Genomic DNA, 15,220 nt, shown 5'->3' with positions numbered 1-15,220 from the left:
GAAACGGGGCGTCTTCTTGAAGGGTAACACAAAAGGCAGGGCGCGATGATCACGCCCTGCCATATCACTGACTCTGAGTCATTAGTTCAGGGTGAAGTACTTGATCTTGGGCGAATCTTCCGGTTCGACCACAGTACCCACGTTTGACTTCATACCCCAGTTCAGCACCTGGTGGTGGATTGGGATGTACAGCTGTTCGTCCTGAACAACCTGCCAGATCTCAGCGATCTGCTTGTCACGCTCAGGCAGGTTGGTTTCCGACGCCAGAGCAACGATCTTGGCATCCAGCTCCGGGTTGCTGTAGCGCGTACCGTTCCACGAGCCGTATTTTTCACCCTTCGTGTGAACGAGGAAGTTGAAGATGTATTCCGAGTCATAGGTCGGAACGCCCCAACCCAGCATGTAGAAGTCGGTTTCCAGGTTGTTGATCAGCGGGAAGTGCTGCGCTTTCGGTTTGGCATCCAGGTTTACGGTGATCCCGATCTGCGCCAGCATACCAACCGCAGCCTGACAGATCGCTTCATCGTTGATGTAGCGGTCGTTCGGGCAGTCAAGCTGAATGGAGAACCCGTCCGGATAACCAGCCTCGGCCATCAGGGCTTTGGCACCTTCAATATCGGTGGTCGAGCTGTCCATCGCCTCATTCCAGCCATTCACAAACGGTGGAGCGATCATGCCCGCCGGGGCCGACTGACCGCGCATCACGACCTGCTTGATCGCATCGCGGTTGATCGCCTGGGACATGGCCTGGCGCACGCGAACATCCGACAATGGGTTCTTGCCTTCGACATTGTCATTGGCGAGGTCCGCATCCCCCATGTTCATACCAAAGAAGATGACACGGTTCTGCGGCGCGGTGCGGACGTCCAGACCATCAGCGCTGGCAACACGCTCAAGGTCTTGCACAGGCACGTCCTGAATGAAATCGACCTCACCCGACAGCAAGGCGGCAACGCGAGTGGCTGCGTTCTGAATCGGGGTATAGATGATTTCGGTCACTTCCAGCGGGAACTCATTTTTGCCCCAATAGTTGTCGTAAGCGGCCAGAACGGTTTTCACATCGGGTTCGCGGCTGACCAGCATGTAAGGTCCGGTGCCGTTGGCATTCTTGGCCGCGAACGTGTCTTCGCCGCCCTCGTAGTCCTGAACCTTGACGGCGTTGTTCGCCTCGGCCCAACCTTTGTCCATCATGAACATGTTGGTCAGGTTGTTGGGCATGATCGGGTTCGGACCGTCGGTCTCGATCTCGATCGTGTATTTATCGGTCGCGCGCACCTCTTTCACAGAGGCCAGCAATTCTTTGTAGTCGGAATCCGGTGTTCTGGCACGGTCCAACGAAAAGACAACGTCTTCGCTGTCAAACTCGGCACCATCATGGAAGGTCACACCTTCGCGCAACTTGAACACCCAGATATTGGGATTGTCTTCCGAGGGCGCCCATTCCGTGGCCAATGACGGAACCAGTGCGCCGGAATGGTCACGCATCACCAGCGTTTCCATGATTTGGTGCGCCAGCGCCGAAGTTGGGCCTTCGTTCTGCGCATGCGGGTCCAGCGTCAGCGAGTCACCCGCCCGCGCCCAGCGCAAAGTTTCAGCAGACGCGCTTGCCGCCATCAACGCAGTGGCGCTGGCGGCAATCATCAGGTTTCTTAGGATCATTATAGTCTCCCCGGTTTATTGTTAGCGCCGTCATTGCAACGGCCGGCCGCTTGCTGCGGCCGTAGTAAACCCGATCATCCAGATCAGTTCAGCAGTTGCAACACTAGATTGTGTTTGAAAATGAAGACGCGGGGGAAAATACCCCGAATCAACTGAATGGCACCCGCGCCTCGTCCAGGGTTTTTGTTCCATTAGGCAGGCTCAGGTCGCATTTGACCGGGTTTGACCGCGCGATGATGCGCCCCTTGCGCACAACAGCCAGCCGATGCGCGCGCAGCCGGATCGCCTCAATCCTGTCGCTGGCTTGCAGCAGAACGAAATTCGCCGCGCATCCTTTGGCAATGCCATACCCCTCTAACCCCATGATCTGGGAAGAGTTTTCGGTCACCGCATCAAAACACCAGCCCATGTCTGCCCGACTGGACAACTGCCCGACGTGCAACCCCATAAAGGCGACATCCAGCATGTCAGCCTTCCCCAATGAGTACCACGGATCCATGACGCAATCCGAGCCAAAGCCAACGGTGATCCCGGCATCGCGTAGTTCACGCACGCGGGTCTGGCCCCGGCGTTTGGGGTAGGCGTCATGCCGACCTTGTAACATAATGTTGATCAGGGGGTTCGGGATAGCATGCACCCCGGCCTCAACCATCAGCGGGATCAGCTTTGAGACATAATAGTTATCCATTGAATGCATGGACGTCAGATGCGATCCCGCAACCCTGCCATTCAGACCCAAACGTTGGGTTTCATAGGCCAAAGTCTCGATATGGCGGCTCAGCGGATCGTCGCTTTCGTCGCAATGCATGTCGACCATCAACCCACGCTCAGCTGCGATTTCGCACAGCAGGCGCACGGACTCGGCCCCATCGGCCATGGTACGCTCAAAATGCGGAATACCGCCCACCACGTCTACACCCATATCTAGGGCGCGGATCGTGTTCTGCATGGCGGTAGGGTCACGCAGCACCCCGTCTTGCGGGAAAGCGACCAGTTGCAGGTCAAGATAGTCCTTCACCTGTTCCCTGACCTCAAGCAAGGCCTGCACACCCTTGAGTTCGTCATCGCAGGTGTCTACGTGACTGCGGATTGCGCCGATACCCTTGGCCACAGCCAGCTCGCAATAGCGTAAGGCGCGGGTGATGATATCGTCAACGCTCTGGATCGGCTTCAACTCACCCCAGAGCGCGATCCCCTCCAACAGGGTGCCTGACACGTTCATGCGCGGCGTACCCAGCGACAAGGTCGCATCCATGTGGAAATGCGGGTCTACGAAAGGTGGAGAGACCAGTTGCCCCCCGGCATCCATAACCTCTTGCGCCTCGGCGGTGATCGATTGCTCAACCGCAGCGATCTTGCCATCCATGCAGGCGATATCCACCCCGGTCTGTCCATCAGGCAAGGTGGCGTTTTTTACGATCAGGTCGAACATGCAGGCTCCTATCTTTGGCCTTTGAACCAGGGGGTAAGCAATGCGCGCGGATAATCCGCCGACCGCGCCGCGACGACGAGCGCGATGATCGACAGGACATAGGGTGCCATTAGGAACACCTGGCCGGGCACCAGCGCCCCGATCTCGGTCTGCAGGCGCACCTGCAAGGCATCGAACGCGCCGAACAGTAGCGCGCCCAGCAAAGCCTTGCCCGGTCTCCAACTGGCAAAAATCACCAGCGCGATGCAAACCCAGCCGCGCCCGTTGACCATCCCGAAGAAGAACGCATCAAACGCGCTCATCGTCAGGAATGCCCCGCCCAGCGCCATAAGGGCCGATCCGACAACTATTGCGCCAATCCGCAGCCCGTAGACCGATAAACCTTGCGCGTCGACACTGTCGGGGTTGTCCCCGACCGCCTGAAGGGCCACGCCCAGCGCGGTGCGGTTCATCACGTACCAGACCACAGCCACCAACAAAAGGGCCAGCCATGTCAACGCGGTTTGCTGAAACAAAACAGTCCCTAAAAAGGGCAAATCGGACAGCATCGGCAAGTCCAGCGGCTGGAACGGCTCGATTCTTGGTGGTGAGGAAACGTTCGGCAGCGCGGTTCGGTACGTATAGTAACTGACCGACGTGGCAAACAGCGTGATCCCCAGGCCCGAAACGTGCTGGGACAGCCCAAGTGGTACCGTCAGAATGGCGTGCAGCAGGCCGAAAAAAGCCCCGGCCAGCGCCGCGACCAAAACGCCACCCCACAGCCCCGCGCCAAGCCAAACCGCCATCCAGCCACACATCGCACCGACGACAAAGATACCCTCAATCCCAAGGTTCAGCACGCCCGCCCTCTCGCAGATCAGCGCGCCCAAGACACCAAAGATCAGCGGCGTTGCGATGCGCAGCGACGCGGCCCAAAAGCTTTCGGACAGAAGGATGTTGAGAATATCCATCATGACGCTGCCCTCGTGGTGCTGGCCCGCACGACCCGGTATCGAGCGAAGAAACTGCCGACGAGCACGCAGAGCAACGAAACTGATACGACCAGATCAGCCAGAAAGGATGACACGCCCATGGCGCGGCTCATGCTGTCAGCCCCGACAAAAACGGACGCAATGAACAACGCCGCGATCACCACGCCTGCAGGTGACAGACCCGCCAGCATCGCCACGACGATTCCCGTGTACCCAAAGCCGGGGGACAGGTCCGATGTAAGGTATCCTTTCAGCCCGGCGACTTCACTGACACCGGCCAGGCCGGCCACACCGCCCGATAGAATGGCAACGCCAAATAGCGAGCGTTTCACATTGATTCCGGCATGGCGCGCGGCGGCAGCGTTTTCCCCCACAGCCCGCAAACGAAAGCCCCAGACAGAGCGCGCCAGCATGAATTGAGCCAAACCAGCCAGTATCAGAGCCAAAATCAGCCCGGAATGAACCCGCATCCTCTCGATCAGCGGGGGCAGCATTCCCTGATCCAGAATCGGGGCAGATTGCGGCCAGCCCAGGCTCATCGGGTCTTGCAGCGGGCCTTCCAGCATCATCTGCACAAAGATGAGAATGATGAAATTCAACAACAGCGTCGTCACGACCTCATCCGCGCCGAAGCGCGTTTTCAGATAGGTCGGGGCAACCATCCCCGCCGCACCAGCCGCTGCACCCAGGACGACAATCAGAGGCAGAAGCAAGAGGCCGGGTACATCCAAAACTCCTGATCCAATCGCCACGGCGGCCATCGCCCCCAGATAAAGCTGCCCCTCGGCACCGATATTCCAGAGTTTGGCGCGAAACGCCAAAGCGGCAGCCAAACCGGTAAAAATCAGTGGCGTAGCGCGGGTCAGAACTTCGGAGAACGCAAAAACTGAGCCAAAAACACCCTTGTACATCTCGCCATACGCCTGGATTGGGTTCGCCCCGGCAGCCAGCAAAGGAATAGCAGCGAAGGCCAGGGCGATCACGGCAGACAGGATCGGGACACCCACTGCGAAAGCGCGCGACTGTGTCTGGCGCGGCTCAATACGGATCATGCCGGTTCTCCTGCCATCATCAGCCCGATCTGTTCCCGATCGCGACTGGGGGCCTCGTGCAATTCGCCGTCGCGGATCACCATGATCCGGTCGGCAAGGCCCAAGATTTCATCAAGGTCCTCAGAAATCAGCACGACACCCGCGCCGCGCGCGCGCGCCTCAAGCAGGCGACGCCCGACTTCGGCCGCAGCGCCCATATCGAGACCACGCGTTGGTTGGTTGGCAAGGATCAGGCTGGGGGAACGCTCAAAAACACGGGCTAGGATGAGTTTCTGGATATTGCCGCCAGACAACAGGCGTGCCGGCGCATCCACTCCCGGTCCGCGCACGTCATAGGCCTTGGCGAGACGTTCCGCGTTGTCCTGTATCGCCTCGCGCCGCAAAAGACCGCGCGACTGCACATCAGGGTCATCCAGCCGCTCGATTATCATGTTCTCCGCAACACTCATCGCCCCGACGATGCCTTCGCGATGACGGTCCTCGGGAATGCGACCGACGCCCGCGCGCACCATCGCAGTGGGGTTCGGAGCTCCAATGTTGGTTTCATTAACCTTGATTAGACCCTGTTCTGGCTCTGTGGTTCCTGAGATCACATTGGCCAGCCCGCTCTGACCATTTCCCGACACCCCGGCGATTCCCAGGATTTCATGCGCATGCACAGTCAGGTTTAGTTCATTGAGCGTATCGCGCTTTGAACGGCCTGTGACCGAGATACCCGACAACGTCAGAACCGGCGCGCCCGGCGCCATCCTGCTGCTTGCGAGTTCAGGCGTTTCAGCACCGACCATCAACCGCGCGATGGATTTCTCATCCGCGTCCGAAGTCGCCATCTCGCCCACCTTGCGACCGTGGCGCAGCACGGCGATCCGGTCGGAGAAGGCCAGAACCTCACGCAGTTTGTGGCTGATGAAAATGACCGACAGCCCCTCGTTCGTCATCATTCGGATGTTTTCGAACAGGGCATCGGCCTCTTGCGGAGTCAGCACAGCCGTGGGTTCGTCCAACACCAGAACACGGGCTTGCCGGTACAGGGCCTTTAGAATCTCAATCCTTTGTCTTTCACCAACGGACAAGCGTCCAACAGGCAAATCTAACGGCGCATTCAAGCCGCTTTGTGCCATGATAGACTCGATTCTGCGCCGAGCGGCACGTCGATTGCGACGCACCGCAAACAAGGGTTCTGACCCCAAGGTGATATTGTCCAGCGCCGAGATGTTTTCGGCCAGTGTGAAATGCTGGTGGACCATTCCCACGCCCGCGGCGAGCGCGACCTGCGGATGCCCCAGAGGCAGCGGGTGTAGGAAACCCGAGTCGTCCGCGACCTCGATCGTGCCTGAATCGGGCAGGTAATGCCCGAACAACATATTCATCAGCGTGGTCTTGCCCGCGCCGTTTTCACCCAACAACGCCAGAACTTCGCCCTTGTTCAGGGTCAGGCTGACATTGTCATTGGCGATGACCGGACCGAACCGCTTGCTCAGCCCGTTAAGCTTTAGAACTGTGGAGTCTTTCATTGGGACTGCGGGCCGGCACGACGACCGGCCCAAAAGTAATCAATTGTCAGAAACCGGGCGGTCGTCGTTCACGTTTACACGAAACAGACCGTCCAGAATCTCGGCTTGGCGGGCATTCACCGCCTCGATGACTTCGGCTGAAACAAGTTCCTCATCCAGAACAAGTGAGCCACCGCCATAGCCCATAAAGCTGTACTGGCCGTAATCTGCTGCTTCGAATGACCCATCGGCAACATTGGCAATGGCCCTGTCGATTGTTGGCTCCATATGCCAAAGGGCAGATGCCATGATCGTACCCGGATAGTCACCCGAAGTGTCGATGACGTTGCCCACTGCTTTTACACCACGCTCCACCGCCGCGTCCGAAACGCCAAAACGTTCGGCATACATGATGTCAGCCCCCGCATCCATCATCGCGATGGCGCTTTCTTTTGCTTTAGGTGGATCATACCAGCTGTCGATGAAGGTCACCAGGAAGGTAACATCCGGGTTCACCTCACGCGCGCCATCCATGAAAGCGTTCATCAGGCGGTTCACTTCGGGGATCGCATAGCCGCCGACCATACCGATAACGTTCGACTCAGTCGCCGACCCGGCCACCATACCGGTCAGGTAAGACGGTTCGTGAATCCAATTGTCAAAGACCGAAAAGTTAGGCGCCACCGGTCCAAAGGACGAACCCATCAGAAACGCGGTGTCGGGATAGTCCTTTGCCACGTTGCGTGCCGCGCGTTCCAGGCCAAAAACCTCGCCCACAATCAACTGAGCGCCCTGTTCCGCATATTCACGCATGACACGCTCATAATCCGTGTTCGCGACGTTTTCCGAGAACACATATTCAATGTCGCCCCTCTCGGCAGCGGTGTTCAGAGCTTTGTGAATGCGGCTGATCCATTGCTGTTCAACCGGCAAAGTATATATCGCCGCCACCTTGACAGTTTCTGCCGCCGCCAGACCGGCGGAGTATAAGGTAGATATCGCCGCGGTCGCAGCCAGCAGCATTCGTCTTGAGAATTTAGCTTTTTTCATAACACTCTCCTGTGTGGCGAGATGGCAGCATTTTTCGTCTTTTCAGTCAATTTTTTCGTACTAGGACCGACCAATTTCAGCCCGGCTGCAGTTCTGCCGGTGGAATTGCTGGCATTAACACAGCCTGTCCAGACGCAGGACAGCTTCGAACTGGGGAGGCACTAAGGCGACTTGGCCCGGCACGATCTAATACCGAAAGAAGGCAACAGCGTTGGAAAAGCGGTTTTTTTGCGTTTGCTGTTTTCGCAGGAGACCAAGGTAATTTTAGTGAGTATTGCATCGGTTTTACAAAGTTACTTCTTTAGCCGAGTCGCCGTGCAAAACTGCATGCGACAAAGGGTCGAGCCGAATAATCGCCCTGAATTGTTTCAAGAGCTTATCAGACAGTAAAAACATGATTATGGTCGGGCCGGGTGTTAGGGTTCTGGTTACACAAGGAACAGCGATATGAAAATCGCGATCGCCGGTATCGGCTATGTCGGCTTGTCCAACGCGGTGCTGCTTGCACAAAACCACGAAGTGGTGGCCCTTGACGTATCTGATGATCGTGTGGCCCTTATCAACCAGCGCCAGAGCCCCATCCAGGATGCTGAAATCAAAGATTTTCTGAGCAATCGCACGCTCAACCTTTCGGCCACTACAAATCCAGAAACTGCCTATGTCGGGGCGGACTTTGTCGTGGTCGCTACACCGACCAACTATGATCCGCGCAGCAACTATTTCGATACCAGCTCGGTCGAGGCGGTGATCGAACAGGTCACTGCGCTGAACCCTGGTGCTGTGATCGTGATCAAATCGACCATCCCCGTCGGCTTTGTTACTGAGGCGCGTGCGCGATTCGGAACTGAAAATGTTATTTTTTCGCCGGAATTTCTGCGCGAAGGCCGCGCGTTGTACGACAACCTGCATCCCAGCCGGATCATCGTCGGCGAACGGTCTGACCGCGCCAGAGTGTTTGCCGACCTGTTGGTAGAGGGGGCCTTGGACAAGGACGTGCCGGTTCTGTTCACGGGTCCGGATGAAGCCGAGGCGATCAAGCTTTTCGCCAATACCTACCTTGCGATGCGCGTGGCCTTTTTCAATGAGCTCGACAGCTACTCTCTGGCCGGTGGGATGGATCCACGCCAGATCATAGAAGGCGTCAGCCTCGACCCGCGGATCGGTACGCATTACAACAACCCGTCTTTTGGTTATGGCGGCTATTGCTTGCCCAAGGACACCAAGCAGTTGCTGGCAAATTACAATCACGTCCCGCAGAACCTGATCCGGGCCATCGTCGATGCAAATCGCACCCGCAAAGATTTCCTCAGTGATCAAATCCTGATGAAAGGTCCGAAAACGGTTGGCATCTATCGGCTTGTCATGAAGGAAGGCAGTGACAATTTCCGTCAAAGCTCAGTTCAGGGCATCATGAAACGCATCAAGGCCAAGGGCATACAGGTCATTGTCTACGAACCGGTACTGTCGACGGAGCATTTCTTTCACTCACCCGTGATCCGCGATCTTGATGCCTTCAAGCAGCAGGCGGACCTGATCGTCGCTAACCGCCTTTCGGACGAGATAAGTGATGTGCAAGATAAGGTCTTTACCCGCGACTTGTTTGGCGCGGATTAAAGACATTGCGTGCGGCTAGTACACAAAACCCCACCAACTAAAGTCTAGCAGCGGGATTTGACCCGTCAGCCCTTCGCGCCCTGACCGCGTGCGTATTTGTCTTCGTAGCGAACGATGTCATCCTCACCGACATACACGCCGGTCTGAACCTCGATCAGGACCATCGGAACCTTGCCGGGGTTTTCCATGCGGTGAACGGCTCCCAGCGGGATATAGACCGACTGATTCTCGGTCACCAATTGCTGCTGATCATCGATGGTTACGCGGGCTGTCCCTTCGACCACGATCCAATGCTCTGACCGGTGAAAGTGGCTTTGCAGACTGAGCGACGCACCGGGGTGCACGTGAATGCGTTTCACCTGAAACCGCTCACCGACCACAAGGCTTTCGAACCACCCCCAGGGGCGGTGGTCTTTCGGGAAAGCGGTTGCCTGCGGCGCGCCTTTTTTCTTAAGGGCAGTCACGGCTGCCTTCACGTCCTGCGCACGCGAAGAGTCCGCCACCAGAACCGCATCATTCATTGCAACCGCGATGATATTGTCCAGACCAATACCCACCAGTTCCAACTGATCGCTGTCCGACCGCAAAAGCGAGTTCTGACAGTCGATCGCTGTCGCCGCGCCGCCGGTCACGACACCATCGGCATTTGGCCCGCTTTCACGCCAAACCGCGTCCCAGCCGCCGAGATCGGACCAGGCCGCATCAAAAGGGACAACGGACAGGTTCGTTGCCTTCTCCATCACTGCGTAGTCAATCGAGATATCCTTGGCCTGCCCCCAGGGGTCCGGGTTCAGGCGCAGAAAACCCAGATCGGGTTTGGCTGTTTCAACGGCCTCTTCTACCGGAGCCATCAATTCCGGTGCATATTCCCGAAAGGCGGCGATCATGTCAGAGGCACGGAACAGGAAAATCCCGGCATTCCATTTGAAATTCCCAGCCTCCAGCATCTCGGTCGCGCGCGCCAAATCAGGTTTTTCAACAAACTGCTTCAAAGGAACAGGCGATCCACTACTGTCGGGCGTGATTGCCAACTCAAGATACCCGTAAGCGGTTTCCGGATGCGCCGGAGTAATACCAAATGTGACCAACTGCCCTTGCGCGACGGCTTCCATGCCACGCGCGACAGCGGCGTGAAATGCGGCAACGTCTGGCACAACGTGATCAGAGGGTGCGACCAGCAGCACCGCTGCCGGGTCTTCGGCATGGCAGTGCAACGCGGCAGCCAAGACCGCCGGAGCGGTATTGCGGCCTTCGGGTTCGATCAGAATGACGCCGGGATCAATACCGACGGCCTGCAATTGCTCGGCAACGATGAATCGGAAATCCGAGTTGGTCAAAACAGTGGGCGCTGAAAACTGAAGCGTTTCGGTTGTGCCCGAAAGACGGCGGGCAGAGGCCTGAAAAAGAGTTTCATCCCCCACAAGCGGTACAAACTGTTTGGGATAGCTTTTCCGGGACAGCGGCCAAAGACGTGTTCCGGACCCTCCGCACAGGAGGACAGGAGTGATCATCATGATAAGCTCGAAACCTGACGTATATTGTACAGGCCCTATTGGATGTAACTTGCATTTACAAGATTTTGCTCTGCTTCAACTTGAAAAAGCAAGCCTAGCGACAGAATTGCACCGGATCGGCCCTGAAGAAGCAACCCTTCAGACTTGTGCCATCAGAAATCTGGAGTCGCCTCCATCCAGGCAGACCGCACTCAGGACACCTGTTGCGAAAGCGCCTGTATCAATGGCAATACGCCCCCGTCGCGCTTCGGCCACAGGGGACGATCGTATGCCCATGGACAACCCAAACATCATCTCGGCGATCTGTAGACTGAAAGGATGGATGTCCCCAGACAAGGACAGTGTCAGATTGCTCGCTCGGTGCGACGTCAGGATCAGCACCTGCATGCGCCACAAGAACGTTGCGCGACAGGTCGTATGTCCTCAACTCCGTCATCCACTGGTGTATCGATGCACCCATCACCTCTTGCAGGTTGTCCCGACACTCGGCCAGTGCATCGCCGCTCATTTCGGGCCGCACCCCACGAACTCCAAACGAGGCTAGAGTCTGCAATCCACCATTTCGAAGCCATCGCGGGCCGTGGCATTGGGAATCTTTGAGAATGCGCAGCAGCATCATAAACGCCATTGATCCGATTGCGTGCTTTGTTCATGAACCATGACTTCAACGGCTCAGGGCAGTAATCCGCCATGACATTGCTGAAGGAGTCAAAGTCCTTTTCTGCCCAGCGTCTTCCGCTGCGGGACGGGCCGTGGAAACCAAAAACTGTGTCCGGATCGATGCAGATTCCGTCAAGGCCGAGGAACAGTGTACATGTGGAACAGCAAACACGACCGCGAATTTCGACTTGGATACCATTGCGCTGAAGGTTTTCCAGCTCAATCAAGCTGTCATGCAGATACGGGTTTCAAACACTGACGCGGATTTTGGTAAAAAAACCTGGCAGAAAGTGATTTATGCGCGATTCGGGGCATAACAGCCCAGCTATTTAGCTTTCATTCGACGCTTGGTTCGCCGCTGCAAACGCCACAGATCACCCCAATACGAAATCCGCCAAGGAGAAAAAACCGCGACTTGCCACCAGCTGCGGCTTTCCTGAAAAAGTTTCTTTTCGTACTCTTTCTTCGAATACCGTTTGGGTAAAGCAATATGGATATTTGAGCCGAACTCTCCGGACACGCCGGGCGCGTCGGGATTGGTAGAACCCGAATTTAATGACAATAGCGCGCTTGTCTGTAATGCCAACTGGCGTTGCAGACTAATCTCGAACAACGCGGGGTGGACATAATCGACAACCGAGTTGAGGGTATTGCCGTCAACGTCCAGCCAAGCGTCGCCCAACGCGGAATTGGTAAAAACAATGGTGCTCTGCAGCGTGTCCCAATCGCTGTAGTAACTATCCCATACAGCAGGGCGGACAACGTCACGCAGAATGAAGCCTTCGGCGAGAAACAGCATGGCCCAAAAGCTGGGCCACGAGATCAGCAAATCCTGAACATCCTGCTCAGCAGCGGGAACCGGCGAGAAAACCACTATGTCCGCTCGTTGCGTTAGAAGACTAACGCTGTGCTCTGCTTCGCTCAGACTGTTTGCGGGAACACCTTTGGTAACATGGACAATTCGCACACTATTTTCGGCAACATTGTCACGAGCCGTCTGCGTAAACTTACCAAAGGTGGTGTGCGATACCTGTTCTATTGCGTTCTGCTGATACGCCGCGCACCAATCCGAGTGATGCCTGCCGTCCAGAACAATAACCTCACTCACCGGTTGTTTAATCGCTGAGATAACTTTCTCAACGGCTAAGCTCCTTGTTTCATTGTCGTTCATTTATATTTTCACTCTGGCAGTTTTATCAGTACGCATTGCTAATTTAACGGATGCCCTTGAAATTTTGACTATATTAAAAGTGCTGCCCCGAAATTTCCAAACGTTGATTTTCGGACATTGAATGCGCAATTTCTGTAAAGGAACTCCAATTGCTGCCCAATAAAACCGGTGCGCGCGACAGCAATATCACGTCTGCCAGTGCAAATTTAAGCTGCATTTCTGATCGGTCATACACCGTCCTTGGTAAGCTGGTTACCCGATCACCATACTTTGCGTTGAAGGCGCCGTAGGATTCCGAGTTGTCCGACGCAAGGAAAATTGTCTGGGTGCTTTCCTCCTCCAACAATTCATCCAGGCGTTTAAAGAAATACCCATAATGCGATCGGCTACGGGCCCGCCTGGAAATCTCGTCTTCTGAACGCGACCATTCGCCCGGTACATCCCCATGAGGATCGGTTGAAGCGCCCCCGTTCATACGCACATGCACAGCAATGTCGTTTGGGCTGCGCACCGAGTCGATGAGCGTTTGTACGTCCGCGCTCGGCTTGAGCGTCCGCAGAAACTTTCTTTCAATTGGGTCGTAGGGTTTGCCAAATGTAAACCTGTAAGCGGACCGAATGACCACATCCCGGTTTGTGCGAACCAAAGAGTTAGGATCAAATGCGTCACGAAACGCTTTGTTCATCAGGTCGACTTCGACAGTGTCTTCAGCGGTGCTTTTTCGGCTGTCTTCGACGGTGCCATCAAAGTCGAACAACGAGTCAAAGCTGCAATCACAATGTTCGTCACGAACCCATTGGATAATCAATTCCCGGTCCTGAACCTGCGCGAACGCATAGGCCGAGGCGATCGCGCGTAGCCGGTTCCCCAACCCATGCTGGGCATCCAGGATAAGCCTTGGCCTGTCAATTCGGTGCCCGATCGGGGCGGTAACTTCACTGGTTTCCTCAACAGGTTGAAGGGACTGGTTGCTGATGGCGGCAACGGCGTCTTTCAGCGAACGCGTCATAAGGGCATAATCGACGACATCTGGTGACACCGTGACGGCGACGCCGCTGAAGGCATCTTCAATCGCGCTGACGGCCGCTATGGCACGTTCGATGCGTGTGCCAATAAGGTTTGTGTCGATTCCGTAAGGGTGACTCCGCCTTAGCCTCAGTTCGCGAGGGGAGTCGCCAAGGACGCGAAAAGCGGTCATCGGGCAACTTGCATCCCAAGGCGCACACGAAGACGCGTACTGCCTGTTCAGGGCGATCCAGAACTGGGGAAAGGTCTGTATCTCGTCCCAACCGGTCAGCGGTTTGCATTTCGGGTGTTCAATCCGTCGCAGGTCAGAGTGGTCGATATGCCTGATCGTATCGGGGTCGACGTCTTTCCTTTGAACACCGGCCTTCGTCAGTCGCTCATACAAGTCGTCATCGTCCCACCCATAGGTTACGATCCGTTCGTTGAACCCATTTACAGCTAGAAGCGCATCGCGCCCAACAACAAAAAAGCCGTTCACGTGGCTCTGTCCGGATTTAGCCTGCCGCCAGTTTCCGGCGGTTAACCGTGCTGTGTCGGTCGGGTTTAGTTGAAAGAAACCAGCATCAAGCATGATGTCGCTGTCAACTTTTATGATCTTATCCCTGCTCGCCGCTCGAAAGCCCAAGTTATACGCGTGGGATAAGATCCAAGTGCCCTCATCCTCTACTCGCAAAATTCGTATACGCGCGTCTTGAATTCCGGCTTGGTCAAGAGTTATCGAAACCGGAATCCTTGAACTCCAATCTACGATGATAACTTCGTCAACTTCCGGATGAACCAACCATGTTGGCAGGGACTGAGCGAGGTGGTCATTTCTGTTCATACAACATGTAACGACCGAAAAACCGGCGGCGATGCTGTTGTCCGGCTTGTATTCATCACCGGCATCTTCGTATTTTGGTAAGTTACCCCAAGTTTCTGGTCGGTTACGTACCTCGTTATACAGAGAGGAAATAGCGGCGGATGACTTGGCATTGCGCGAAGATAGTTGTGATCTAAACAAACTGCGAAACGTCTCGCCTTCCCGCGCTGCTAATGAGTCGTTATCAGATGCGAGCGCATCGCTAAAGCTTGCAACAATTTCTTTCGAAGTCTGCATCTGATTTCCAGTTCAAGTTATTTTTCGTAACGCTCTTCTTCATATAGTGATGTAGCTTATTACTATCACTTTCGCATGTTTTGTTACAACAGAGGCACGGAGCATATATTTGCGTGCGCATGTCAATGTTCAAAGCCACACCTATTAAGCAAATACGTCAAAAACAGTGGAAATGGGCGACTTTACGCCGGAATGCCCACGCAATAGGCTTCAGAATCTTTTATCAGCAAAGCGATGCAAAATCGAACGTGTTACGATCCAACATGAAGGGGATGGCGTGCAGATCGAACTGGAGGGCGCCCTAGCGGCGATGATTGGGGCGTCCCCGAATGAACAAAGCCGCCCTGCGGCGGCTTGTTCTAGACTCTGTTCGACCATGCTGGTTGCGGGAGCAGGATTTGAACCTGCGACCTTCAGGTTATGAGCCTGACGAGCTACCGGGCTGCTCCATCCCGCGACACTTTGGTTTGGTCTACCGC

Annotated in this window: 12 protein-coding genes and 1 tRNA gene; 2 read left to right on the top strand and 11 right to left on the bottom strand. The window is 55.7% G+C overall.

Going from position 1 to position 15,220, the window contains the following annotated elements; translation table 11 throughout:
- Positions 1 to 81: 81 nt before the first annotated feature.
- The 6 genes from AVO44_RS15010 to AVO44_RS14985 all read right to left on the bottom strand — a co-directional run bounded on the left by AVO44_RS15010 (position 82) and on the right by AVO44_RS14985 (position 7,657).
- Complete coding sequence (locus AVO44_RS15010; RefSeq protein ID WP_068338400.1) at positions 82 to 1,659, bottom strand: ABC transporter substrate-binding protein; 1,578 nt, start codon at positions 1,657 to 1,659, stop codon at positions 82 to 84.
- 148 nt (positions 1,660 to 1,807) lie between these two features.
- A complete protein-coding gene (locus AVO44_RS15005) occupies positions 1,808 to 3,091 on the bottom strand; it encodes an amidohydrolase family protein (protein WP_068338398.1) in 1,284 nt (427 codons plus the stop codon).
- A gap of 8 nt (positions 3,092 to 3,099) precedes the next feature.
- On the bottom strand, positions 3,100 to 4,041 hold the full coding sequence (locus AVO44_RS15000; protein WP_068338396.1) for an ABC transporter permease: 942 nt from the start codon (positions 4,039 to 4,041) through the stop codon (positions 3,100 to 3,102).
- Entirely contained in the window at positions 4,041 to 5,114 is a 1,074-nt protein-coding gene (locus AVO44_RS14995) for an ABC transporter permease (RefSeq protein WP_068338394.1), read from the bottom strand. Before AVO44_RS14995 ends, AVO44_RS15000 begins: the two co-directional genes overlap by 1 nt.
- Complete coding sequence (locus AVO44_RS14990) at positions 5,111 to 6,628, bottom strand: ABC transporter ATP-binding protein (RefSeq protein WP_068338392.1); 1,518 nt, start codon at positions 6,626 to 6,628, stop codon at positions 5,111 to 5,113. The genes AVO44_RS14995 and AVO44_RS14990 overlap by 4 nt, the downstream gene beginning before the upstream one ends.
- 39 nt (positions 6,629 to 6,667) lie before the next feature.
- On the bottom strand, positions 6,668 to 7,657 hold the full coding sequence (locus AVO44_RS14985) for a BMP family protein (protein WP_068338391.1): 990 nt from the start codon (positions 7,655 to 7,657) through the stop codon (positions 6,668 to 6,670).
- A gap of 447 nt (positions 7,658 to 8,104) precedes the next feature.
- Between AVO44_RS14985 and AVO44_RS14980 the strand changes: the two genes are divergently transcribed.
- Positions 8,105 to 9,271 (top strand): nucleotide sugar dehydrogenase, encoded by a 1,167-nt coding sequence (locus AVO44_RS14980; protein WP_068338390.1) that lies wholly within the window; start codon positions 8,105 to 8,107, stop codon positions 9,269 to 9,271.
- Positions 9,272 to 9,336: 65 nt separating this feature from the next.
- Here the strand turns inward: AVO44_RS14980 and AVO44_RS14975 are convergent, their stop codons facing one another.
- Together AVO44_RS14975 and AVO44_RS21090 are read right to left on the bottom strand one after the other, a co-directional pair.
- Positions 9,337 to 10,785, bottom strand: a complete 1,449-nt coding sequence (locus tag AVO44_RS14975; protein ID WP_068338389.1) for a mannose-1-phosphate guanylyltransferase/mannose-6-phosphate isomerase — start codon at positions 10,783 to 10,785, stop codon at positions 9,337 to 9,339.
- Positions 10,786 to 11,005: 220 nt separating this feature from the next.
- A complete protein-coding gene (locus tag AVO44_RS21090) occupies positions 11,006 to 11,293 on the bottom strand; it encodes a hypothetical protein (protein WP_157769993.1) in 288 nt (95 codons plus the stop codon).
- A 244-nt stretch (positions 11,294 to 11,537) separates the two neighbouring features.
- Between AVO44_RS21090 and AVO44_RS21085 the strand changes: the two genes are divergently transcribed.
- A complete protein-coding gene (locus AVO44_RS21085) occupies positions 11,538 to 11,762 on the top strand; it encodes a hypothetical protein (protein WP_068338387.1) in 225 nt (74 codons plus the stop codon).
- An 8-nt stretch (positions 11,763 to 11,770) separates the two neighbouring features.
- On the opposite strand, the gene AVO44_RS14960 is transcribed toward AVO44_RS21085, so the two are convergent.
- From AVO44_RS14960 to AVO44_RS14950, 3 genes are all read right to left on the bottom strand, one after another.
- A complete protein-coding gene (locus tag AVO44_RS14960) occupies positions 11,771 to 12,616 on the bottom strand; it encodes a hypothetical protein (protein ID WP_068338386.1) in 846 nt (281 codons plus the stop codon).
- Between the two features lie 73 nt (positions 12,617 to 12,689).
- On the bottom strand, positions 12,690 to 14,213 hold the full coding sequence (locus tag AVO44_RS14955) for a galactosyltransferase-related protein (protein ID WP_157769992.1): 1,524 nt from the start codon (positions 14,211 to 14,213) through the stop codon (positions 12,690 to 12,692).
- A 908-nt stretch (positions 14,214 to 15,121) separates the two neighbouring features.
- A tRNA-Met gene (locus tag AVO44_RS14950) sits at positions 15,122 to 15,198 on the bottom strand.
- Positions 15,199 to 15,220 lie beyond the last annotated feature (22 nt).

This window comes from Ruegeria profundi, assembly GCF_001507545.1.
GTDB classification, from domain to species: domain Bacteria; phylum Pseudomonadota; class Alphaproteobacteria; order Rhodobacterales; family Rhodobacteraceae; genus Ruegeria; species Ruegeria profundi.
Note: the sequence above shows the minus strand (reverse complement) of the source record. Positions and strands in the feature narration are given on the sequence as shown.

Bases quoted from the DNA above. Each gene is read 5' to 3' on its own strand.
- AVO44_RS15010 (WP_068338400.1), bottom strand. From the start codon at position 1,659: ATGATCCTAAGAAACCTGATGATTGCCGCCAGCGCCACTGCGTTGATG.
- AVO44_RS15005 (WP_068338398.1), bottom strand. From the start codon at position 3,091: ATGTTCGACCTGATCGTAAAAAACGCCACCTTGCCTGATGGACAGACC.
- AVO44_RS15000 (WP_068338396.1), bottom strand. From the start codon at position 4,041: ATGGATATTCTCAACATCCTTCTGTCCGAAAGCTTTTGGGCCGCGTCG.
- AVO44_RS14995 (WP_068338394.1), bottom strand. From the start codon at position 5,114: ATGATCCGTATTGAGCCGCGCCAGACACAGTCGCGCGCTTTCGCAGTG.
- AVO44_RS14990 (WP_068338392.1), bottom strand. From the start codon at position 6,628: ATGAAAGACTCCACAGTTCTAAAGCTTAACGGGCTGAGCAAGCGGTTC.
- AVO44_RS14985 (WP_068338391.1), bottom strand. From the start codon at position 7,657: ATGAAAAAAGCTAAATTCTCAAGACGAATGCTGCTGGCTGCGACCGCG.
- AVO44_RS14980 (WP_068338390.1), top strand. From the start codon at position 8,105: ATGAAAATCGCGATCGCCGGTATCGGCTATGTCGGCTTGTCCAACGCG.
- AVO44_RS14975 (WP_068338389.1), bottom strand. From the start codon at position 10,785: ATGATGATCACTCCTGTCCTCCTGTGCGGAGGGTCCGGAACACGTCTT.
- AVO44_RS21090 (WP_157769993.1), bottom strand. From the start codon at position 11,293: ATGAGCGGCGATGCACTGGCCGAGTGTCGGGACAACCTGCAAGAGGTG.
- AVO44_RS14960 (WP_068338386.1), bottom strand. From the start codon at position 12,616: ATGAACGACAATGAAACAAGGAGCTTAGCCGTTGAGAAAGTTATCTCA.
- AVO44_RS14955 (WP_157769992.1), bottom strand. From the start codon at position 14,213: ATGCTTGATGCTGGTTTCTTTCAACTAAACCCGACCGACACAGCACGG.